This window comes from Pseudoflavonifractor phocaeensis (assembly GCF_038439875.1).
Classification (GTDB): domain Bacteria; phylum Bacillota; class Clostridia; order Oscillospirales; family Oscillospiraceae; genus Vermiculatibacterium.
In genome coordinates, this window is record NZ_JBCDMT010000005.1 from 52,875 (window position 1) to 72,539 (window position 19,665).

At 60.4% G+C, this 19,665-nt stretch carries 22 protein-coding genes and 1 tRNA gene; 7 read left to right on the plus strand and 16 right to left on the minus strand.

Annotated features, from left to right (window positions below):
* Positions 1–466 precede the first annotated feature (466 nt).
* Together mnmG and AAEU42_RS09970 are read right to left on the minus strand one after the other, a co-directional pair.
* Positions 467–2,284, minus strand: coding sequence for a tRNA uridine-5-carboxymethylaminomethyl(34) synthesis enzyme MnmG (gene mnmG, locus AAEU42_RS09965; RefSeq protein ID WP_342233398.1), 1,818 nt, complete (start codon positions 2,282–2,284; stop codon positions 467–469).
* Positions 2,285–2,289: 5 nt separating this feature from the next.
* Positions 2,290–3,186 carry a diacylglycerol/lipid kinase family protein gene (locus tag AAEU42_RS09970; RefSeq protein WP_342233399.1) on the minus strand — a complete coding sequence of 299 codons (897 nt, stop codon included), beginning with the start codon at positions 3,184–3,186 and terminating at the stop codon, positions 2,290–2,292.
* Between the two features lie 169 nt (positions 3,187–3,355).
* On the opposite strand from AAEU42_RS09970, the gene AAEU42_RS09975 reads away from it, so the two are divergent.
* Positions 3,356–4,066 (plus strand): AzlC family ABC transporter permease, encoded by a 711-nt coding sequence (locus tag AAEU42_RS09975; RefSeq protein WP_342233400.1) that lies wholly within the window; start codon positions 3,356–3,358, stop codon positions 4,064–4,066.
* Positions 4,063–4,392, plus strand: coding sequence for a branched-chain amino acid transporter permease (locus AAEU42_RS09980; protein ID WP_342233401.1), 330 nt, complete (start codon positions 4,063–4,065; stop codon positions 4,390–4,392). Before AAEU42_RS09975 ends, AAEU42_RS09980 begins: the two co-directional genes overlap by 4 nt.
* Positions 4,393–4,616: 224 nt before the next feature.
* Here AAEU42_RS09980 and AAEU42_RS09985 read toward each other — a convergent pair.
* The 3 genes from AAEU42_RS09985 to AAEU42_RS09995 all read right to left on the minus strand — a co-directional run bounded on the left by AAEU42_RS09985 (position 4,617) and on the right by AAEU42_RS09995 (position 6,403).
* A tRNA-Gly gene (locus AAEU42_RS09985) sits at positions 4,617–4,692 on the minus strand.
* A 49-nt stretch (positions 4,693–4,741) separates the two neighbouring features.
* Positions 4,742–5,935, minus strand: coding sequence for an MFS transporter (locus AAEU42_RS09990; RefSeq protein WP_342233402.1), 1,194 nt, complete (start codon positions 5,933–5,935; stop codon positions 4,742–4,744).
* A gap of 249 nt (positions 5,936–6,184) precedes the next feature.
* Complete coding sequence (locus AAEU42_RS09995) at positions 6,185–6,403, minus strand: helix-turn-helix domain-containing protein (protein WP_342233403.1); 219 nt, start codon at positions 6,401–6,403, stop codon at positions 6,185–6,187.
* A gap of 144 nt (positions 6,404–6,547) precedes the next feature.
* On the opposite strand from AAEU42_RS09995, the gene AAEU42_RS10000 reads away from it, so the two are divergent.
* The 4 genes from AAEU42_RS10000 (at position 6,548) to AAEU42_RS10015 (ending at position 7,617) form a co-directional block, all read left to right on the plus strand.
* The gene (locus AAEU42_RS10000) at positions 6,548–6,682 is read left to right on the plus strand and encodes a hypothetical protein (protein WP_342233404.1); all 135 of its coding nucleotides are present in this window, start codon (positions 6,548–6,550) and stop codon (positions 6,680–6,682) included.
* A gap of 299 nt (positions 6,683–6,981) precedes the next feature.
* The gene (locus AAEU42_RS10005) at positions 6,982–7,191 is read left to right on the plus strand and encodes a hypothetical protein (RefSeq protein ID WP_342233405.1); all 210 of its coding nucleotides are present in this window, start codon (positions 6,982–6,984) and stop codon (positions 7,189–7,191) included.
* Between the two features lie 44 nt (positions 7,192–7,235).
* Positions 7,236–7,424, plus strand: a complete 189-nt coding sequence (locus AAEU42_RS10010) for a hypothetical protein (RefSeq protein ID WP_342233406.1) — start codon at positions 7,236–7,238, stop codon at positions 7,422–7,424.
* Between the two features lies 1 nt (position 7,425).
* Positions 7,426–7,617 carry a hypothetical protein gene (locus AAEU42_RS10015; RefSeq protein WP_342233407.1) on the plus strand — a complete coding sequence of 64 codons (192 nt, stop codon included), beginning with the start codon at positions 7,426–7,428 and terminating at the stop codon, positions 7,615–7,617.
* 265 nt (positions 7,618–7,882) lie between these two features.
* On the opposite strand, the gene AAEU42_RS10020 is transcribed toward AAEU42_RS10015, so the two are convergent.
* From AAEU42_RS10020 to AAEU42_RS10070, 11 genes are all read right to left on the minus strand, one after another.
* The gene (locus AAEU42_RS10020; RefSeq protein ID WP_342233408.1) at positions 7,883–8,344 is read right to left on the minus strand and encodes a phage holin family protein; all 462 of its coding nucleotides are present in this window, start codon (positions 8,342–8,344) and stop codon (positions 7,883–7,885) included.
* Position 8,345: 1 nt separating this feature from the next.
* A complete protein-coding gene (locus tag AAEU42_RS10025; protein WP_342233409.1) occupies positions 8,346–9,023 on the minus strand; it encodes a CHAP domain-containing protein in 678 nt (225 codons plus the stop codon).
* Positions 9,007–9,153 (minus strand): XkdX family protein, encoded by a 147-nt coding sequence (locus AAEU42_RS10030; protein WP_342233410.1) that lies wholly within the window; start codon positions 9,151–9,153, stop codon positions 9,007–9,009. Before AAEU42_RS10030 ends, AAEU42_RS10025 begins: the two co-directional genes overlap by 17 nt.
* Positions 9,154–9,380: 227 nt before the next feature.
* Complete coding sequence (locus tag AAEU42_RS10035) at positions 9,381–10,982, minus strand: phage tail protein (RefSeq protein ID WP_342233411.1); 1,602 nt, start codon at positions 10,980–10,982, stop codon at positions 9,381–9,383.
* Positions 10,972–11,175 (minus strand): hypothetical protein, encoded by a 204-nt coding sequence (locus AAEU42_RS10040; RefSeq protein WP_342233412.1) that lies wholly within the window; start codon positions 11,173–11,175, stop codon positions 10,972–10,974. The genes AAEU42_RS10035 and AAEU42_RS10040 overlap by 11 nt, the downstream gene beginning before the upstream one ends.
* Positions 11,168–11,464, minus strand: a complete 297-nt coding sequence (locus tag AAEU42_RS10045; RefSeq protein WP_342233413.1) for a hypothetical protein — start codon at positions 11,462–11,464, stop codon at positions 11,168–11,170. The genes AAEU42_RS10040 and AAEU42_RS10045 overlap by 8 nt, the downstream gene beginning before the upstream one ends.
* Positions 11,461–12,543 carry a glycine-rich domain-containing protein gene (locus AAEU42_RS10050; protein WP_342233414.1) on the minus strand — a complete coding sequence of 361 codons (1,083 nt, stop codon included), beginning with the start codon at positions 12,541–12,543 and terminating at the stop codon, positions 11,461–11,463. The genes AAEU42_RS10045 and AAEU42_RS10050 overlap by 4 nt, the downstream gene beginning before the upstream one ends.
* 4 nt (positions 12,544–12,547) lie before the next feature.
* Positions 12,548–12,961, minus strand: coding sequence for a hypothetical protein (locus AAEU42_RS10055; RefSeq protein ID WP_342233415.1), 414 nt, complete (start codon positions 12,959–12,961; stop codon positions 12,548–12,550).
* A 1-nt stretch (position 12,962) separates the two neighbouring features.
* The gene (locus AAEU42_RS10060; protein WP_342233416.1) at positions 12,963–14,744 is read right to left on the minus strand and encodes a hypothetical protein; all 1,782 of its coding nucleotides are present in this window, start codon (positions 14,742–14,744) and stop codon (positions 12,963–12,965) included.
* Positions 14,745–15,122 carry a hypothetical protein gene (locus AAEU42_RS10065; protein ID WP_342233417.1) on the minus strand — a complete coding sequence of 126 codons (378 nt, stop codon included), beginning with the start codon at positions 15,120–15,122 and terminating at the stop codon, positions 14,745–14,747.
* A 12-nt stretch (positions 15,123–15,134) separates the two neighbouring features.
* Positions 15,135–18,899, minus strand: coding sequence for a phage tail tape measure protein (locus tag AAEU42_RS10070; RefSeq protein ID WP_342233418.1), 3,765 nt, complete (start codon positions 18,897–18,899; stop codon positions 15,135–15,137).
* 129 nt (positions 18,900–19,028) lie between these two features.
* On the opposite strand from AAEU42_RS10070, the gene AAEU42_RS10075 reads away from it, so the two are divergent.
* On the plus strand, positions 19,029–19,646 hold the full coding sequence (locus AAEU42_RS10075) for a hypothetical protein (protein WP_342233419.1): 618 nt from the start codon (positions 19,029–19,031) through the stop codon (positions 19,644–19,646).
* Positions 19,647–19,665 lie beyond the last annotated feature (19 nt).

Below are 19,665 nucleotides of genomic sequence, written 5' to 3' on the forward strand. Positions count from 1 at the left end.
CTGCCGCTGGGTACTACTGTACCGCCAGCAGTTGCAACTCATTGGCGCGCCTAGGTAGGAGAAAATAGGCTTCCCCTGGGGGAAGCTGTCTGCGAAGCAGACTGATGAGGGGAACTTATCAGTGTAGCAGGGCCTTTCTTTGTTTCCTCAGTTCCCCTCATCCGTCAGCCCTCCGGGCTACTACCTTCCCCCAGGGGAAGGCTAAGGACCACCCTTCTGTCAAGCACACGTCAGCGGCCGAGCGGCGCTAGAGGGACCACGGGTCGCACAGACGCTCCCGTGCTTTTCCTCCTGACAATAAGCAGTAGACCTTCTACTAAAAAGGGAAACTGCGCGCAAGGCTGCACCAAAGACTTTTCTTTGGGGGGCTGGGGCGGTGTTTCTTTTCCTCGGGAAAAGAAACATCCCCCAGAAGGCCGCACCTTCCAAGGTGCACACAGGAACCGCAAAACCGAAGCCCCTTCCCTTACCCCTTCTCCAAATACACCATCAGCGCCGCGATATCCGCCGGGCTCACCCCGGACACCCGGCTGGCCTGCCCCAGGTTCAGCGGCCGGATCTGGGCCAGCTTCTGCCGGGCCTCCAGCCGCAGCCCCTGCATGGAGGCATAATCCAGCTCCGGAGACAGGGGCCGCCGCTCCAGCTTGCGCATCTCCTCCACCTGCCGCTCCTGGCGGCGGATGTACCCGGCGTATTTGATCTCGATCTCCGCCGCCTCGGTCACCGCCCGGGGCAGGTCGGGGCGGTGGGGGTCCAGGGGAGCCAGGCTCTCATAGGTGTTCTCCGGCCGCCGCAGCAGGTCGGCCAGCTTCCCCTGGGGGGTGCCGGTCTTCTCCAGCCGGGCCATCTCGGCGTCCACGGCGGCGTACTTGTCCAGCACCTTTTGGTAGTCTTCGTCGCTCACCAGCCCCACGCCGTGGCCCACCCCCGCCAGCCGCCGGTCGGCGTTGTCCTGGCGCTGAAGAAGTCGGTACTCCGTCCGGGAGGTCATCATGCGGTAGGGCTCATTGGTGCCCTTGGTCACCAGGTCGTCGATGAGCACCCCGATATAGCCCTGCTCCCGGCCCAGCACCACGCTCTCCCGGCCCAGCAGTTTCATGGACGCGTTGATGCCCGCCATTAGCCCCTGGGCGGCGGCCTCCTCGTAGCCCGAGGAGCCGTTGAACTGCCCCGCCCCGTAAAGGCCGGGGACTTTTTTGTGCTCCAGGGTGGGGCGCAGTTCGGTAGGGTCCACGCAGTCGTACTCGATGGCGTAGGCGCACCGGGTCATCTCGGCCTTTTCCAGGCCGGGGATGGTGTGGAGCATCTTCACCTGTACCTCCTCGGGGAGGGAGGAGGAGAAGCCCTGGATGTACAGTTCCTCGGTATTCAGGCCCATGGGCTCCACGAAGAGCTGGTGCCGGGGCTTGTCGGCGAAGCGGACCACCTTGTCCTCGATGGAGGGGCAGTACCTCGGCCCCACCCCCTCGATGACCCCGGAAAAGAGGGGGGAACGGTCCAGGTTGTCCCGGATGACCGCGTGGGTCTCCTCCGTGGTGTAGGTCAACCAGCAAACCGCCTGGTTTTCCGGGGGTTCGGCAGTGGAGAAGGAGAAGGGTACCGGGGTCTCGTCCCCCGGCTGGAGTTCCATCTTGGAGAAGTCCACGCTCCGGCGGTTCACCCGGGGGGGCGTCCCCGTCTTGAAGCGGCGGAGGGTCACCCCCAGCCTTTGCAGGCACCCGGACAGCCCCCCGGCGGCGGCCATACCGTCGGGGCCGCTCTCCCGGGTCACCTCCCCCACAATGGTCCGCCCCGCCAGATAGGTGCCGGTGCAGACGATGGCCGCCCGCACCCCGTAGACCGCCCCGTGGTCAGTGCGGACGGCGGAGACCGCCCCTCTTTCATCCGTGAGGATATCGGTGATCTCCCCCTGCTTCACCCACAGGTTTTCCTGGCGCTCCAGAGTGTGCTTCATGATCTCCTGGTACCGCCGCCGGTCGGCCTGGGCCCGGAGGGACCAGACGGCGGGGCCCTTGCCCTTGTTCAGCACCCGGTACTGGATGCAGGCCTGGTCGGCGGTCTTGGCCATCTCACCCCCCAGGGCGTCAATCTCCCGGACCAGGTGGCCCTTCCCGGTGCCGCCGATGGCCGGGTTGCAGGGCATGTTGCCCACCGCATCCAGATTGATGGTAAAGCACAGGGTCCTAAGCCCCAGCCGGGCGCAGGCCAGGGCGGCCTCAATGCCCGCGTGGCCCGCCCCGATGACGGCCACATCATAGATTCCGGCACTATAATCAAAACTCATATGGATTACGCTCCGTAGACAATGGTGACCGGCCGGGAGACCGCCCCGATGTCCGCCGAGGTGTAGGCGCCGCCGTACTCCCCGTCCAGCGTGAAGGGCACCGGCTCGGCACAGGTGATCTGGAAGCGGGAGGAGTGGAGCCCCACGATGCCGCTCTCCGGGCTGTACTCCTGCCGGGCCAGACCGTGGATGGCGGCCTGGAGCTCCATGGCGTTTTTGGGCATCCGCACCAGCACCGCCTCCAGCAGGCCGTCGTCCAGGGCCACCTCGTCGGCGGGCAGGCCGATGAGCCCCCCCACGGAGACCGTATTGCTCACCATGCCGTAGAGGTATTCCCCCTCCAGCACCCCGCCGTCGTGGTCCACCCGGAGCTGGTAGCCCTTCAGGTTGGCGAACTCCGCCACCCCCTTGAGCACATAGGCCAGATGGCCGAACATGTTTTTGAACTGCTGGGGCGTATTGTAGGCCACGTCGGTAAAGGCCCCGAAGGCGGCCACGTAGATAAAGTATTGGTCGTCCAGCCGTCCGATATCCACCGGCCGGGGCACGCCCCCGGCGGCCACCGCCGCCATATCCTCCATCCCCTTGGGGAGGGACAGGTTCCGGGCGTAGTCGTTGGTGGTGCCGGCGGGAAGATACCCCACCGGGGGCCGGGAGCTCTCGGGCAGCTCCATGAGCCCGGCAATGACCTCGTGAAGGGTCCCATCCCCGCCGCAGACCGCCACCCGGTCATACTGAAACGCCATGGCGGCCGCCGCCTTGGCTGCGTCTCCGGGGCCCTGAGTGGGGTAGGCAGTGACCAGGCACCCCGCCCTGGTAAAGGCGTTCAGGATCCCGGCCAGCTTGCCGCGCACCTGGCCTTTTCCGGCGTGGGGATTGTAAATGAAAAGCAGCTTTTCCATGGGGAGCCTCCCGCTTCAAACAGTTTTTTTCATTATAGACTTTTTTACTCGGAAATGGAACCCCTTTTCCCCGGGCCCGCTCCCAGACGCAACTCCCTCTTGCCTTTTTTCCCCGCAGTGGTTAAAATAAATACTTAGCTTCGTTTTCCCAAAGGAGGGGATTCATCCCATGGACCGCAAAGCGCTCGCCGCGGCTTTTCCCGCCACCCTGCCGGTGCTGCTGGGTTATCTGGCCATCGGCATCGCCTTCGGGCTGATGCTGGAGGCCATCGGCTACAACTTCATCTGGGCGTTCTTTATGTCCCTGACCGTCTACGCCGGATCCGGGCAGTATCTTGGGGTCTCTCTGCTGGCGGCATCCGCCGCCCTGGGGGAGGTGGCCCTCATGACCCTGCTCATCAACTTCCGCCACCTGGTCTACGGCCTGTCCATGCTGGAGAAATTCCGGGGCATGGGGATCCGCAAGCTCTACATGATCTTTTCCCTCACCGACGAGACTTACGCCCTGTTGGCCTCCGCCCAGGCCCCCGTGGGGGTGGATCCCCACAACTATTACTTCTCCATCGCCATCCTGGACCACTGCTACTGGGTCGTCGGCTCCATCATCGGCGGGATGCTGGGCGCGGCCCTGCCCATCAACACCCAGGGCATCGACTTTGCCATGACCGCCCTCTTCGTGGTCATCGCCGTGGACCAGTGGAAGAGCTATAAGTCCCACCTCCCCGCCCTCATCGGCGCCGGAGCTGCCCTCCTCTTCCTCCTTCTCATCGGCCAGGAGCAGATGCTTCTCCCCGCCCTGGGGGTCATCGTGGCAGCTCTGCTGGCCCTCCGGGACCGGCTGGACGAAAAGCCGGAGCAGCAACGGGAGGTGAAGGCATGAATCCTCTGTATGCCGCGGCCGCCATCGCCATTATGGCTGGCGTGACCTTCCTCACCCGGGCCCTCCCCTTTCTCCTCTTTGACCGGGGGGAACGCCCCCCCAAGCTGGTGCTCTACCTGGGCAAGGTCCTCCCTCCGGCGGTCATCGCCATGCTCATCGTCTACTGTCTGCGGACGGTATCCTTCGCCGGGCTGGGCAGCTGGCTCCCCCAGCTCATCAGCGTGGCGGCGGTGGTGCTTCTCCACTTGTGGAAGCACAATAACCTTATTTCCATCTTCGGCGGGACCCTTTTGTATATGTTCCTGGTCCAGGCGGTATTCGTCTAAATCAAAGCAGAGCGCCCAAAAGGGCGCTCTGCTTTTTTATATGGCGGCAGTGAGTTCTGTCCCGCAATGAAAAGGGGGCAGATCGGCTTTCGCCGGGAGTCCGGCGTGAATCTGGGCGCGAAGCGGAGAGTTCCCGCAGGGAGGCTTTAAAATAAAATGGGTGGAGCCGCCGCAGGCGGCGGAACCCAAAAAGAAAGACATTCCCAAAGGAATGTCTTTCTTTTTGGAGCGGGTGACGAGGCTCGAACTCGCTACCTCCACCTTGGCAAGGTGGCGCTCTACCAGATGAGCTACACCCGCAGCGACGAGTAGTATTATATAAAACCCATCGTCTTTTGTCAAGACCTTTTTACAAAGAATCTGCCTGTGGTTTCTCCCGGACAGCCAGTACGCTGACCACGATGGACACCAGCAGCAGCGCCGTCAGTGCCGCCACGATGCCCATGCCCGCCCGGATACCCAGCCGCTCGGCCACCATGCCCACCGCCGTGGGGGTGAGGATACCTCCGACGCTCCCCACCAAGATCATAGTGCTGGAGCCCAGGTCGTTGCCCCTGATGCACTCCGCCCCAAAGGAGAAAGCGGTGGGATAGATGCCCGCCATGAAAAGCCCCAGACCGGCGATGCCCAACACCGCCGCCGCAGAGGTCCTGGCAGTGAACATGACGAGGAAGAACAGGCAGAAGCCTGCCCCATCCAGCACCAGCAGCTTATTGCGGGAGACCCTGCCCCCCAGCCAGACCCCCGCCAGCCGGCCCACAAACATATCCAGCCACAGCAGGCTGTTCATCATCTGGGCCACGGACAGGGGCAGGATGCCGCTCTCCTGGAAATAGGTCACCAGCCAGCCGGTGACGGCGTACTCGGCGGACATATAGAAAAACAGCATGACAGCCCCCAGCCAAAACCGCTTTTCACGGGCAAAAGAGGTGTCCATCCGGCCCCGCTCCTTGAACTGGTCGGGGGGCAGCGCCATCCTGCCGTAGGTCACCACTTGAAGCCCGGCGAACACGCACAGGGCCCCCGCCATCACCCGCCAGCCGGAGGCGGGCCAGCGCTTCTGGCAGGCCAGCAGCAAAAGGGGCGTCAGCACCGCGCCCACGGCATAGCCCCCATGGATCAGATTGTAGCCCCGTGTGGCCAGGGAGCCGGAGAGGGTGCTCACCATGGTGTTGGAGAAGTTGGAATTGCCGCCCCGTGCAAAGCCGGTCATCAGACATCCAGCCATCAGCACCGCCGGCCAGGGGGCCCCTGAAAGGAGGATCAGGTATCCCCCGATCATCCAAACCGAGGTAAAGAGGACGCTCCGCCGCCGCCCCAGCAGGGCCGGCAGGAACCCGGTGACTACCACTGCCAGCAGATTTCCCACGGAGTGGCAGGAGAGCAGCAACCCGGAGACCTCGTAGCTCAAACCGTAGCTCTCCCGAAGGTAGGGGATAAAGGACCCAAGTGGCTGGGCGGTGGTGCCACTGATGAAAAAGGTAAACAGCACCGTCAGCAAAAGGGTCTTTTCCCGTTCGTTTTGGATCTCTTGATCTGTCATCGTCTTTGTCTCCCCCAGGCAAGGATAAGTCCGGGCCGCACAAAAATCAAAAAGAAAACACCAGCCAAAGGCTGGTGTTTTCTTTTGGTGGACGATACAGGACTTGAACGAGTGTCATGTACAAAAATGCCGTAAATCTTGTCTAAAATCGTGTTTATCGTGAAGATTTACGTATCTTTCGTCAAGGAAGTCTATCGTGAAAATCATCAATTCAAATTGATAATGACCAAATAATGACCAGCCTATTCCTTATTCATTTTCCGGAACATACTCCATGAGATCACCGGGCTGGCAGTTCAGATACCGGCACAGGCTTTCTATGGTCCGGGTATCAATATGCCCGCCTTCTCGGATCTTTTTCAAGGAGGCTTGCCCTATAACATTGTTCTTTTTTATTGTATAGCTGGTAATGCCTCGTTCGTCAAAGATTTTAATGAGTTTTTCATAGCTAATTGGCACCGATACCACCTTCTTGCATGATTATTATACCGTTTCAATATCGCTAAAGATAGTGACGCATTGCACAAAAATACATCTCTATCTTTAGTGATTTTGACGCTTGTTTATCTCTAGCTCTAGTGATATACTATAATCAGAAAGGGGGTGAACGACATGAGCAAGAAAAAGCGCCGCAGGCAAAAACCTACGGCGCAGCCCAAGAGGATTGAAGTCGTAGCGGGCGACATCCTGGCGGGCACAATCTCCGGGCTCATCACAGCGGCAATTCTGAAATTGCTTAAGTGGTAAGGCCCAGGGGTGCGGGGGCTGGAACCTCCGCACCCCCACTATAAAAGATTTTGACTCAAACGTCAAGGAGGCAAACATGAAATATCTGGCCTTTGCACTCATTTTCCCCACAGTTTACGTGGCCGCCCGAGGCATCATTCGGAGGCTGTGGAAGTGAGACGCCATCCCCAAGCAAAAAGATAGCCGCCCTACCCTGAACAAGTAAGCGGCTATCTCGCAACCAGAGGAGGCGGTTAGAGCCTGCCATCTGACCGCCTCCACTATATCACAACAGGCAGGGAAAAAGCAAGGAGGCAAACATGAACAGATTGCATTACGATATCGGCTTCGGCTGGGGCATAGCTGCGTGTCAGAGAAATGCCGTGAGAGTCCCGGTGGCAGACAGCAGAATTATGGACTTCATCAAAGAATCGTGTAAAGAGCCCGGCAGTTCCATTTCCGTGTTGAAGGGCTGGGCAGATGGTTATGCGTGGCAAATCTGCCAGGACATGAATACCGCAGGCTTTTAATATATACCCGCCCCGGAGGTCACGAGGGCAGAAAGGGAAAAGCCATGGACAGCATCAAAAAGTGGGCCATAACCTACCAGCACCCGACCACCGGCAAGATCGTAATTTCGTATGAATTTGCCGTCACAAAGGCCCAGGCCACCGAACAGGCCCGCAAAGCCAATGCCAGAGATCCTGTTTCAGGGCGTCTCTGGAAAATCCTATCAGTCGAACTTTGTTCCGAGGAGGAGTAACATGACATATTTGGAAATTTTGCACTGGGCCAGGAAAGGAATACAGGCCGAGCAGAAACAGCTTCGTGAGCTCCAGGATAAAGCCATCGAAAAGCAGTCCCGCAAATTCATGGAGGACTGTCAAGAGCACATCGACGAGCTGGACGTGTATCTGGTTACTCTGAAAGAACTGGAACAGATCCATAATCGGTAATGAGCCCAGCCGCCCCTGGTGCCGGTGAACGCAGTATATAAGAAAGGAGCCCCACTATGAAAGACCAATGGCGAATTGTTTGGGACCTGGACTGCGGCGGCCTCGCCCGCACGTGGTCCGAGCTGACCCCCACCGCCCGCCGACGCATCCGCCGCTTGGTAGGTCACGGACACGATTCGGGCCGACTTTCCCCTGCGGATCTCCGAGGACAATAAAAGCGCCCCCGCCGCCTGGACGTAAATCCAGGGGCGGGGGCTTCTTATGCTTATTCCGTCTTTCCGGCGGCGTCGTCCACCTTGTCCTTGAGGGCGGCCACCGCCTTCTTCAGCCATGCCGGGATAGGCGCCCCCATGGCCCCGGCGTTCTCCACGATGCTCCCCGCCTCGGTCAGGAGGTACCACACCACCACCAGAGGGCAGAGGAACACAGTATACTCAAAAGGCAGGGCCAGACCCGGCAGGTTAGCTAGGAGCTGCCCCACCACCAAGTCCAGGATGCCGGAGATGGTCACGGCGGCCACACATCCCATCTTGTGCCACAATCCCTCTCGGGCCACAGAGGAGGACCATTCTCCGTTTTTCATCCCTGCCGCCATGCCCGTCAATACGTCGATGCCCATACAGGCCGCCCAGGCCACGATGAGCCACCCAAACCACCCCCACAGGGCCGTCAGAGCCGCCAGGGCGGCGGTGATTGCCGCCTTGATCCCGTTGATATGCTCCATCATGTCACATCTCCTCTCTGGCCGGCTTGTCCAGCAGGCCCAGCCGGTCAAGGTATGTAAACACCGGCGCATTACTTTCGTAGAGCATCATGGCCCCAGAACCATCCATTTTGATGATGCCCAGGTTGATGGCCTTGGTCACCGCCGCCTGCCAGTCCTTCGGCAGATCCGCTACATACCGGTAGATTTTCATTTCCTCTTCCTCCTCATATTTGGGGCGGGCCACGCCGCCCACGTACTTCAGCGCCCGCCTGCGGCGCATCACCGCCCCGCCGTTGGCCTCGTTGGCGGTGCCGGTATTCCCGTCGATGGTGGTGACGTACCCAGGCTCCACCTTCTCACAGATGCCGATGTGGTTCATCACGGCGGGATTGCCGTCGAAGTTGAAAAACACCAGGTCTCCGGGGCGGAGCTCGACCTTCTCAACCGCTTGTCCCTGCCGCTTGTACCAGCCATAGAGCGTGGTGCAGGAGGCGGTCTTGCCGCCCCCGTAGAACAGCTCCGGCGCACCCGCTTCCCGGAAGAGCCACCAGATGAAGGCACAGCACCAGGGGTAGGCGCCCCCGCTCACCTCCCGGCCATAGTAAGCCGTGTTGTACTTCACCCGGTTGCTCCCCGCCGGGGCCTCTTTTACCCCCAACTGGCTCCGGGCCAGCTCCAGCAGGTCATTGACTCCGGCCATCACAGGCTACCTCCCCCACAATCTCGTCGTACTCTGCCTGTGTAATCCGTCCCAGCTCCAACAGCTTGTCCAGCCGTTCCAGCGGCCACAGGCGGGGATAATACAGCTTGGCCAGCTCGTAGGGCGTCATAGACTCACCCCCTGCACAGCGGCCAGGAAGTCCACGTCGGCCCGGAGCTGTTCGGCTGGGGTCGGCTCCGGCTGCTGGACCGGGTTCAAGGAAGGCAGGCCCAGCGGCAAACTACCCCGGAACACCTCGGATGAAACCTCCGTAAATCCCTTCGGAGGCACAAAGCCTTCGGTGTATGCCACGGGTTTCCCCTCAACATACTTAATAAAATACCCCATACTTTTCTCCTACATTTTCGCTTTAATATAGAACACCGGGGAGGTCGTCGTCTCGTCCCTACATGTTTCCCTCGCCTTATATGCCATTTCCTGGTTAAGCTGACCTAAAAACGGAACCGTGACTAAGGTGTCCCAAGTGACCAGCTTTTTGGGGCTGTTGTAGGTTGCAATGTTTAAAGCCAAGGGCTCCAGGGCCAAGATCCCACACTCGAACTCCGTACTTGTCGCCCACTCCGTGGTCAGATCCGCCACCACTTCAAGGAAAGAACGGGTAGCGTCCAAATGTACAACATGCCACTGTGCATCGTTTCCATCTTTAAGCAGGATCGAGCACAAAACATATTGCGCCGGATCATCAAATGCGAAAATCCCATTCCCATTGAGGAGGTTCAGATAAACGGAGGACGCTTTCAAAGGGAACGGGAGCTTTTCCCATGTAGCCGTAATGACCCCCGGCTCCTCGCTTGTGATCTTGTATCTTTGGCCTGCGGAATCAAACCACACCGTGTCATTAATGACAACAACGCCGTAATAATTGTTACTTACATTCGCTGAAATCTGTTCCCAGCTCTTTGCGGGCGTTCCCCACCACACAAAGGCCGTGCCTACACGGGCGTAGTAACCATGACTCACATATACAAGATCTGTTCGATTCCCATATGAAATATTTACCGGGGCTCCAATACTGACAAATCTGTTTGTATCCGCCGTCACGTTAAACTCAACCCTGTATCCATACTTCTCGGCGCCGTTTTGCCCCACGTAGCAATAAATTGCGGATACCGTCTGTGCCGCCTCATCATAGTAGAAATTTGAAACCGCTGCGCTTCCAACTTGTTCGGTGGACGACACGTTGAAATGGATCACTCTCATATCCAGTTCAGCCGCAGTTGTGGCCGTGTTCTGAAATGAAAAAGCGAAAAGCTCTACATAGCTGCTTCTGGGGTTTTCCCCGACGATCAAATAAGTATGGTCCCCTACGATCTTGTAGGAAAAACTGTATGTCGATGAGCCATACACCCTCGCATAGCCATTGTACAAGGCAGAGAACAAGGCGGTCCGTGCTCCGGTATTGATGTCGTAAATATCGTAATACAGAGTATCCCTGTTCGGATTGCTTGTGACCGTGCCCCAAAACACCCCGATCAGGTTTTCTGTGATCCGCTTCATATAGAAAACCTTGTACCCTACATTTTGAGGGGTCTCAATTTTGATGGTGGCGTCCCGCACCTTCTCCACTGGAGACAGCCCAAACCGATTTCCCAGAAAAGAACTTAGCTCGGGGTACGCATCTTTACGAATGGCCGTTCCATCACAGGCCAACCACTCCGCCGTTCCAGGGGAAACCGCCTTATCAGACAGATCCCTCACACTGGCCCGAATGTCTCCAATCTGATCGACCTGCGTCCTGAAGGCATCATCCACCGTAGGATTATCAGCGGGATTCAGCCCCAAATTTTCAGCGGTTGAATCCTTCAGCAATGTTGCCTTGTTCAGCGGTGTGCCCTCTTGAACGGGGGAATCCGCCCGTTTCAAATCAAACGTGTCCGGCTGTCCAGGCACCGGAATCAGCTTTACCCTTCCGGGGTAGGTAGGCACTCTATCTTCCACAGATCGTAACCTCCACCCCATGCGGAAGGGCTACGCTTATCCAAGATTTAGGAGCCCCCCCCCCGGTAATTTTTTCCAATTCCTTGATCTCGTCCGCCTGTTCCCTGGAGATCACGGAAAGCTCCACATACCGCTCCAGTTGGGCGTCGGTGATGTAATACTTCTGATACCGCTCCTTGATCTTCTCAAACATTGCTCTTCCCTCCCAAAATCATCAGCTCCAGATCCGTGTGGGCCTGTCCCTGCTCAATGGCCGCCAGCTCCAGGTCCGTCACCGCCTGCCCCAGCTCGATGATGGACAGCTCTTTGTCGGTGATCTCCTGCTGGGCCTGCTCCAGGGGCGTGTATTCGTGCGGCGGGGCGTAGGCCTCTCCGATTACGCACCCCTCATAGACCGGCAGGGCCCCCAGCTCGGCGGCCACCTCCGGCTCGGCTACAATGATGTTTTCCACCATCCCACTGTTTACGATAGCGCAGTTCATGACGCAACCCTCCAGATAATCGTGACCCTGCCGCTGCCACCTCCGGCGCCCGGATAGTTGCCGATACTGCCGCCTCCGCCGCCGCCTGGGGCGCTTCCAGACTGAGCCCTTTGTGTACTGCCCCAGTTATCCGTCAGGCTGCCTCTGCCCCCGCACGGGCTGCCTGCGTTCGCATACTCGCTGGAATAGGATGCCGTGCTGATCCCGGCGCCGCCGCCCCCGCCGCCGCCTCCAGTTCCGTCCGTAGCAAGGGCAGGCGGGAAACTTCCGGTAAGATAGCCGCCGGTGCCATTGCCGGAACCGCCACGACTTCCAGACGCCCCTTGTCCACCGGCGGCAGATACATCCATAAAGCTGCTCGTGCCTCCACGTCCTCCGCTGGAGCCGCTCGAGCCTTCCCCGCCGCTTCCCACCACAGCCGTCAGCGGGGTGGAGTAAGGTGGGACTACGTTCGTTTTGCGCACGACGTATCCACCGCCGCCTCCGCTGTTCTGCGCATTTCCGCCACCGCCGCCGCCAACATTGATAATATCGATATCAGTTACATAGGGACTGAAAAGAATGTTGGTTGTGGTCGTCACAATCCCCTTTGTGCCTGCGGTGGGGGCACTCAATTCCAAAACCGCCGTGACAATCGTTTTCAGTGGGGTGCTTATTGTTTTGGATACCTTGGGCATATCCAGATAATCCAGGGTGGTCAGCGTTGTGCTTTCCGTGGTTGCCAGCCCTACCGCAGTTCCATCAGCCTTTGTGTACAAAGTCCCGCCGCTCAGATCCGTCAGTCCTTCAATGGGCAGTCCCGCTTTTGCCGGATGGCCGCCCACGGTCACGGTCAGCCTCACCAAGCAGGCGCTTTTACTAGACAAAACAGACGCCACGAAAGCGTCGTCCACCGTTGGGTCATCGGTGGGGACCAGCCCAAGAAACTCCGCCGTCTCGTCCGACAGCAGCGTCGCCTTGCTGAGGGCCGTCCCCTCCTCCACCGGCTCGTCGGCCCGCACCATGTCGAAGGTGTCCGCCTTTCCCGCCACCGGGATCAGCCTCACCCGGCCCGGATACTTGGGCACTCTGTCTCTCATACCTTCATACCTCCCCGGCATAGATCTCGCCGCAGTAGTACCAAGCGGCGGCCATATTGTTCAGCAGAAATTCAAGGTCGGCCAGGATCTTTTCGATATCGTTGGCCTGCTCCCAGGTCAGTCCGGCCATGCTCCCAGGCACGGGCGGCGTGGTCTCCATCATCCGCAGCGCACCCCGCAGCGCCCGCAGGTCCGCCAGATATCGGTCCATATCCGCCTGCCAGGGGATATCCTCCATGGTCCAGTTCACCTTCGGAGCGATGGAAACCCCATACCCACAGGCCCGGAACCGTCCGGCCAGATAGGCCTGGGCCTCCCCCACCCGATTGAGGTCCGTGGCGTTGTACGTGCCCTTCTCGTTCAGCGCCGCCACGTCCTGCGCCGTCCGATCCAGAACCAGAGTGTCAATCACGCCCAAGCTAGTCTCCTCCTCCCCACGCCTTGGTGTCGGCGCTCAACCCGCCGTCAAAGCTGAACTCCTCTTTGAGAATGATGGCCTTCCGGTCCTCGCCGTAGGCGTCGGAGACCCGCACCGTGTCCCCCACCTCCCGGGCGGGGTTGCCCCGCTCCCGGATAGGGTAGACAAGCCGCCGCTGTTCCAGGGCAAGCCGCCGCTCTCCCACCTGCCGGGCCAGGGCATCGGAACACACCAGCGGGTTTTCGATCTCCACCGCCTGCTCCGTCTCCCCCGGCTCAAGGGCCTGGACCACGCACACGCTCTCCGAGGCATCCAGGCTGACGCCGGCCACGACGACAGTGGCCGTCCCGTTCCCCGTCATGGTGAGCTTGGCGGCATAGAGATAGTATTCGGCGGAGGTCAGCGTCCCGCCGCTCACAGTGGCCGCCGCCCCCCGCACAGGCCCGGAAAACTTCGCCCAAAGCACGGTTTCGCCCTTCAGCTCCACCGTGCCCTTGTAGACCTCTCCCGCCTGTGTGCCCGTGGGGGCCTGGAGGCCATAAGCGCACACCTCCACGGTGTTGACCCGCTCCGCCACCTCCACGTCCGGCGGCTCCTCCATGTTGTTCATGTCCAGCGCATCCACCGTCTCCCCCTCCTGGAGGTCCACAAAATGGAGCACATCGTCACGTCCCATGAAACACACCGCCATAGCCGCCTGGGCCACCAGCCGCAAGGCCTCCCTGTGAGACACCAGGGGCACCGCCCAGCCGATCACGGTATTCCCCACGGCGGGGTCGATTTCCGCCGTAAGCCCCGTTCCGCTGTCGGCCAGAATGTCCGCCACAATGGTCGAAACCGTGTCTGTCCCCTCCCGGCCCTTTCGGTAGGTCCCCCGGTCCAGCAGGAACAGCCGGTCCCGTGCCGTGATTTGGGCGGTCATGCCGCTGTCGCTGGCGCTGGAGCGGTAAAAGTAATGCCGTCCCATATTCACCAGCTCCACGTCCCGTTTCGCCCCCACACCCAACACCGTGTTCAACGCCTGCCCCTGCTGAAGGTAGCGGTATGCCCCGGTTGGGTTGACCATGTTATACATCCGGTCCCGGTTGTCGATGGTAATGACCAGCTCACCCACGGGCAGGCTGTCCATCCTGGGGTCGATCTCATAGAGCAGCTTCAGATCCACGGTATTGTCCTTCCGAAAGCTCTGCACCACCCCAAAGACCACCTCGGCCACCCGCACCCGGCGGAAGGGCCTGGACGTGCGGCGGAACACCAGCTCCAAGCGCCGGTATCCGTAGGACGGCACACTGGAGACGTACACCGGCCCGCTGTTCCCTCGAACCTCCTCCAGGCTCAGACGGTTCCCCTCGGCGTCGTAGGTCATCAGGTCGAAGTCCGTGGCCCACTCCCCGGCGGCCTCGTCGAAGTGGATGGTAAAGCCCACGCTGGAGTGGGGCAATGTGAAGTCGAAGGCCAGGGACGGCGGCTCCTCAAATCGTCCGTCCTCCCCCGAGAGGACCCCGCTCCACCAGCCGGTCTCCTCCCCAGACAGATCGGCCTTGGGCGGCTCAAATGTCCCGTCCAGAGCCCAATAGTTCCGCTCCAGCACCGCCCACCGTTTTTCGATGGCCTCCACCCCGTCGTGGGTCTGGCCCAACTGAGAAATGGGGGCCTCTCCGCTGCACACTGGGACGGCTTCCCCGGCGGCGGTGGTGTCCTCCAGCCGAAAGGTCACCCTGGCATCCGCCCACCGGGCATCGGCATAGACCCCGGCTCCCCAGGCCGGACCGGTCTCCACCATTTAAACCACCTCCTGGGCCTTCATCGTCAGGGAGGCCCCATACCACCGGGGCTCTCCAGCCACGAAGCGGAAAATGCCCACGTCGGGATAGTTCACGCTGAACAGCCCGGAAGCCGCCCCAGCCACCGGGTCGGGGTACTCCACGAGAAAATAGCCGCCCCGCCGCAAGAGCTCGTGAAGCCTCCGCACGGTTTCCACCGGAAGCCACTCCCACTCCGCCCGGATGGTGGCCCGGAAGCCCTTGACCTCCTTCACCAGCCTGCCGGAGGCCATGGCCTTCTCCGTCGCCACCTCCTCGCCGCCCAGCGTGACGGCCCGCACCCTGGGCATGATAATCTCCACCGCCCTGTCAGGGCTCGATATGGTGATGCGGTCCATGTTCATCCCTCCTTACGCGGGAACCAGTGACTTCCCGCCTCTCCGCCGCCCTTCGTCCACCAGCGGGTCATACACCACACTGGCAATCTGCTTTCCGTCCAGATTGATATTCAAGGTCACATTCTGGCCGCCTCCGCCCCGCTCCATCAGCGGAGCCAAAGCGTTCACCAGCCCGGAGACCAGATCAGCAGAAGTGTTTCCGCCGCCTGTGACGGGCAGGCTCCCCATGATCTCGTCGGCGCCGCGGCGCATCCGCCGTTTCACGTTCGCCATCTCCGACTCGAAGCCGACCATGATCCCCTGGGCCGTGGGGACGCCCACCAGCTCGGCCATCTTCCGGCTCGGGGAGTGGATATCCAGGGCCCGCCGCATCTCGGCCACGATGGCGTCGGCAATGCTTCTCGCCGTGGCGATGGCCCTGCGCCCCTCGCTCTCCAGCCCGGAGCGCAGCCCCGCCATTGCGTCCCGGCCCGCCCGCTGGAACTTCCCGGCACTGGCGGAAAAAGTGGCGCACACGGCCTCCACCGACTCCCCGGCGGCCCCCGTCAGTTGGGCCAGGGCGGCCTGAAATCCCCGGACCGTCTCGGTCATGACCCCGGCCCCGGCGGCCTGGGTCCGCTCCGCCTGTCCGGCCACACCCTGGGCAAAGGCCCCCGCCGTCTCCTCTCCCGCCGTCTGGGCCTCTCCGGTTCCGGCCAGGGCGGAGGCAATGGTCTGCCCGACCTGGGCAAGCTGCTCCTCGGCCAGGGCGCCCAGCTCCACCGGCACCTCCACCGCAGGGATCTCCCGCTCGGCCTGTTCGGCGGCAAGCTGTCCCTTTTTGGCAAAGAGCTCAGCGTACTCGTCTAACTGCTTGTCGGAGAGCTGCAAAAGAGCGTGCAGCTCGTCCGCCGCCTTGGGCCCCATGTCCCGCAGCTCGTCCAGCAGCGGCCCGGTGATGCCCCGCCCGGCCAGGGCTTCCATGTCCGCCTGCCAGCCCTCAAAGGCCTTGACTTGATCCCGCAGGTTCTTCAGCAGTTCCCGCCCGGACACGTCGTTTTTCTTCTCCACGCTGTCGAAAAGACCGGCGAAGCCCTCCAGGCTCTTGGCCCTGGACTGGACCGCCTTCTCGTACTCGTCGAAGGCCTTCTTCTGCTCGTCATAGATCTTCTGTTCCGCAGCCTGCTCTTCCTTCATCAGGTTTTGGCGGGCGGTGTACAGGTTCTTTTCCGCCTCGGCCTGCTCGTCGGCCAGCAGATTGTGGCGCTCCACCACCCGCTCCCAGGCCTCCACCTCCTCCTGGGCGGACAGCCGGTGATAAAACTTCTCGTTGTCGATCCATTTTTTCGAGTAGGTGTAGGCGTCCTTGGATGCCTTTGCGGAGGCGTCGGCGGCCTCCTTGGCCTCCTGCTTCCGGGCCTTGTAGAGGTTTTGGTCAATCTCTTTGAGCTCTTCGGCCCCCAGACCGCCCACCTCTTTGAGGGCTTCCCAGAAGTCGGCCTCCTCCCCTATGGTGAGCTGATCCAGGGCCTTCTTGTCCTTGACCCATCCGGAGGCGGCGTCATAGATGGCCTCCGACAGCTCTTCGGCGGTCTTGATGGCCTTCCCCTTCTTGTTCTCCATGCCCAGGGCAAAGCCCTCCACGGTGAACCCGCCCAGCTCGGCAAAGACGGTAGAGGGGGAATGGATTCCGAGGAAGTTTTTCACCCCGTCCACCACACCAGAGAAAAAGCCCTTCACCTGCTCCATGAGCCAGGCGCCCATGCCTTTGATACCCTCCCAGATGCCGGTGACCATGTTATTCCCGGCCTCTTTCAGGTCGTTCCACAGGTTTCCAATTCCCATCACCACCGTGGCCACGATCTCCCCGGCGGCCTGGCCCAGGTTGGAAAGCCCGCTTTTGATCCCCTCCACCAGCTTGACAATCAGCTCCCCCGCCGCCTCCAGCAGCTTGGGGGCGTTGGTCACGATGGCCGAAACCAGCTTCCCCACAATCTCCGGCGCCTTCTCCACCAGCCGGGGCAGGGCGGAAATCAGCCCGTCCGCCAGGGCAAAAACGAGGTCGATCCCGGCGTCCACAATCTGGTCGATGTCGCCCAGCAGTCCGTCCACAATGGTGAGCACGGCGTCCACCGCCGCCGGGATCAGTGTGGGCAATGCGTTCGTGATGCCGCCCACCATCGCCAGCACCATCTGACGGGCCCCGTTCACGACGCCGGGCAGGGCGCTCACCATGCCCTCCGTGACTTGCCCCAGGATGTTCCCGGCCTCATCGACAAGCCCCTGGAAGCCGCCCGCCTCGAACGCCTGGGTGAGCTGTCCAACGTACTGCGTTGCGGTCTGGGCCGCCTGTTTCAGCGGAGCGCCGATGCCCTCATAAACGGCAATTCCAAAGCCCTCGATGGAGGACTTCATAATGGTAACAGCGCCCTTGAGGTTGTCTATCTGCACGTCGGCCATGTCCTGCATGGCGCCCCCGCTGTCGCTCACGGCGGCGGCCAGGGTGTCGAACTCCTCCCCACACCCGGCCAGCATGGCCTGGACGGACTTGAGGTCCACCTTATTGAACATTTCATTGAGGGCCGCCGTTTTCTCGCCCTCGGTCATTTGGGCCATGGAGGAGTCCAGGTCCTTGAACACCTCATTGAGGGGCCGCAGATTGCCCGAGGCGTCGTAAACCTCCAGCCCCAGGGCCTTCATCTGCTTTGCCGCCTTGTCGGTGGGGGCGGACAGGGACAGAATGATGTTTCTCAAAGCGGTGCCGCCCTCGGCCCCCTTGATGCCCCGGTTCGCCAGGACGCCCAGGGAGGTGTTGAGCTCCGTCACGCCCCCCGCCAGCCCCTTGGCCGTGCCGCCCACGGTAAGCGTGGCCTCGCCAAGCTGGGCCACGCTGGTGTTGGCCTTACTGGCCGTCCGGGCCATCTTGTCCCCGAACTCCGTCAGGCTTTCCTGGGACGCCTCGATCCCAAGCGCCGCCATGGCGTCGGTGGCTAGGTCGGAGGCGTAGGCCAAATCCAGCCCGCCAGCCGCCGCCAGATTGAGGACAGCGGGAAGGGCGTCCGAGGCCTTTTCAGCGTCATATCCGGCCAGAGCCAGATAATTGAGGGCTTCCGCCGACTCCGTGGCGCTGAACTTCGTGGATGCCCCGGCGTCTTTGGCCGCCTGCTTCAGCGTTTCAAAGGCCTCGCTTCCGGCGGCGATCTCCTCCGGCGACATTCCCATGGTGGCCGCCACCTGGGACATACCCTCCTCAAAGTCGGCACCGGCGCCCACAAACTCCTTCAGGGCCCGCCCCAGCTCCCTGGCCGCCGCCACGACGGCCACCTGCATGGCGGTGATGCCCTGTTTGAACTTCTCCGTTTTGTCCCCGGTGGCCTGGGCCGTCCGCCCGAACTCGTCCAGCTTGTTCCCGGCCTCGTCGTACCCCCGCCGGACATTGGTCAGGTCCCGTTCGTTCTCCTCCAGGGCTTGCCCCAGCCGGTTCAGCTCCGTCTGAGCCCTGTTGACCTGCTGCTGCCACTTCTGGACAACCTCGCTGTTGTCGTCATATTTGCCCCGGGCGGCCTCCAGGCCCCTCTGCATCTCGGCCAGCTTCGTCTTCTGGGTGTCATACTGCTTATTCAGCACTTCGCCCCTGGCGGTCAAGGCGGCCTCGCTCTTGTCCGTCTTGTCGAACGCAGACGCCACCATGCCCAGCTCGGTCCCCAGGGTCTTCATGGTGGTGTTGATGCCCTGGATGGCCCGCCGGAACTCGGCCTCCCCATCAATTCCAATTTTCGGTCCAATATCGTAGGACATACCAGCCACCTCCCGGCAAATAAAAGAGCCGTCCGAACTTCGGACAGCTCTCTCTTATTAATTTCAATTTCCGTGACATTTTTGTAAAATCATGGTATTATAAACAAAAAGATGTTGAACCTTAAGGAGATGTTTGACTTGTCCGATGGAATTGTTCTATTCCTTTTTGTCTTGTTTTTCGTCATTATCTGTATCTATGTTTCTGCACTCGCAATCGCCCTGGATTTAACACTTCAAACAAACCGGCTTTACAAGGCTTTTTCCGCGCTTTTTCTATCAACATTTGAAAAAGAGATTGATGATGCCCGTTTAAACGATTTGACTATCCGCTCTAAAAATATATTCTCTTCCCTTTGTGGACCAGAAAAGAGTAACAATACTTTTCAAAGAAGGATCCGCAATTACCTCACTAGACTATATGACAATCCACGCTCCGTAAAAGTGGCCTTTGACAAGCGAGATCGGGTGGCCGATCTTGTTATGGCAATGATTAACCGGATGGAAGCAACCACTCCCGAATACTCGGAGATCCCATCTAAGGCAGGCGCCATTTTTGTTCAACTGGACGAAGCCTTAACGTTAAATAACACCCTCGCCGCAAAGAGCCATTTAAATCTGCTTTCCACTGAGGTAAAAGCCCTTTTTGAGGAAAATAGAAAGCAGCAGAAACAAACAAAGTTAGCCACCTATACTTCATTCGCCGGTATTGCGCTTACCATTATATTTGGGATTATATCAATGAAATAGCCCCTAAAAGCGCCGGCCT

Excerpts from the sequence above, each read along its gene's own strand:
- mnmG (WP_342233398.1), bottom strand. The coding sequence starts at position 2,284 with ATGAGTTTTGATTATAGTGCCGGAATCTATGATGTGGCCGTCATCGGG.
- AAEU42_RS09970 (WP_342233399.1), bottom strand. The coding sequence starts at position 3,186 with ATGGAAAAGCTGCTTTTCATTTACAATCCCCACGCCGGAAAAGGCCAG.
- AAEU42_RS09975 (WP_342233400.1), top strand. The coding sequence starts at position 3,356 with ATGGACCGCAAAGCGCTCGCCGCGGCTTTTCCCGCCACCCTGCCGGTG.
- AAEU42_RS09980 (WP_342233401.1), top strand. The coding sequence starts at position 4,063 with ATGAATCCTCTGTATGCCGCGGCCGCCATCGCCATTATGGCTGGCGTG.
- AAEU42_RS09990 (WP_342233402.1), bottom strand. The coding sequence starts at position 5,935 with ATGACAGATCAAGAGATCCAAAACGAACGGGAAAAGACCCTTTTGCTG.
- AAEU42_RS10000 (WP_342233404.1), top strand. The coding sequence starts at position 6,548 with ATGAGCAAGAAAAAGCGCCGCAGGCAAAAACCTACGGCGCAGCCCAAG.
- AAEU42_RS10005 (WP_342233405.1), top strand. The coding sequence starts at position 6,982 with ATGAACAGATTGCATTACGATATCGGCTTCGGCTGGGGCATAGCTGCG.
- AAEU42_RS10010 (WP_342233406.1), top strand. The coding sequence starts at position 7,236 with ATGGACAGCATCAAAAAGTGGGCCATAACCTACCAGCACCCGACCACC.
- AAEU42_RS10015 (WP_342233407.1), top strand. The coding sequence starts at position 7,426 with ATGACATATTTGGAAATTTTGCACTGGGCCAGGAAAGGAATACAGGCC.
- AAEU42_RS10020 (WP_342233408.1), bottom strand. The coding sequence starts at position 8,344 with ATGATGGAGCATATCAACGGGATCAAGGCGGCAATCACCGCCGCCCTG.
- AAEU42_RS10025 (WP_342233409.1), bottom strand. The coding sequence starts at position 9,023 with ATGGCCGGAGTCAATGACCTGCTGGAGCTGGCCCGGAGCCAGTTGGGG.
- AAEU42_RS10030 (WP_342233410.1), bottom strand. The coding sequence starts at position 9,153 with ATGACGCCCTACGAGCTGGCCAAGCTGTATTATCCCCGCCTGTGGCCG.
- AAEU42_RS10040 (WP_342233412.1), bottom strand. The coding sequence starts at position 11,175 with ATGTTTGAGAAGATCAAGGAGCGGTATCAGAAGTATTACATCACCGAC.
- AAEU42_RS10045 (WP_342233413.1), bottom strand. The coding sequence starts at position 11,464 with ATGAACTGCGCTATCGTAAACAGTGGGATGGTGGAAAACATCATTGTA.
- AAEU42_RS10050 (WP_342233414.1), bottom strand. The coding sequence starts at position 12,543 with ATGAGAGACAGAGTGCCCAAGTATCCGGGCCGGGTGAGGCTGATCCCG.
- AAEU42_RS10060 (WP_342233416.1), bottom strand. The coding sequence starts at position 14,744 with ATGGTGGAGACCGGTCCGGCCTGGGGAGCCGGGGTCTATGCCGATGCC.
- AAEU42_RS10065 (WP_342233417.1), bottom strand. The coding sequence starts at position 15,122 with ATGGACCGCATCACCATATCGAGCCCTGACAGGGCGGTGGAGATTATC.
- AAEU42_RS10070 (WP_342233418.1), bottom strand. The coding sequence starts at position 18,899 with ATGTCCTACGATATTGGACCGAAAATTGGAATTGATGGGGAGGCCGAG.
- AAEU42_RS10075 (WP_342233419.1), top strand. The coding sequence starts at position 19,029 with ATGTTTGACTTGTCCGATGGAATTGTTCTATTCCTTTTTGTCTTGTTT.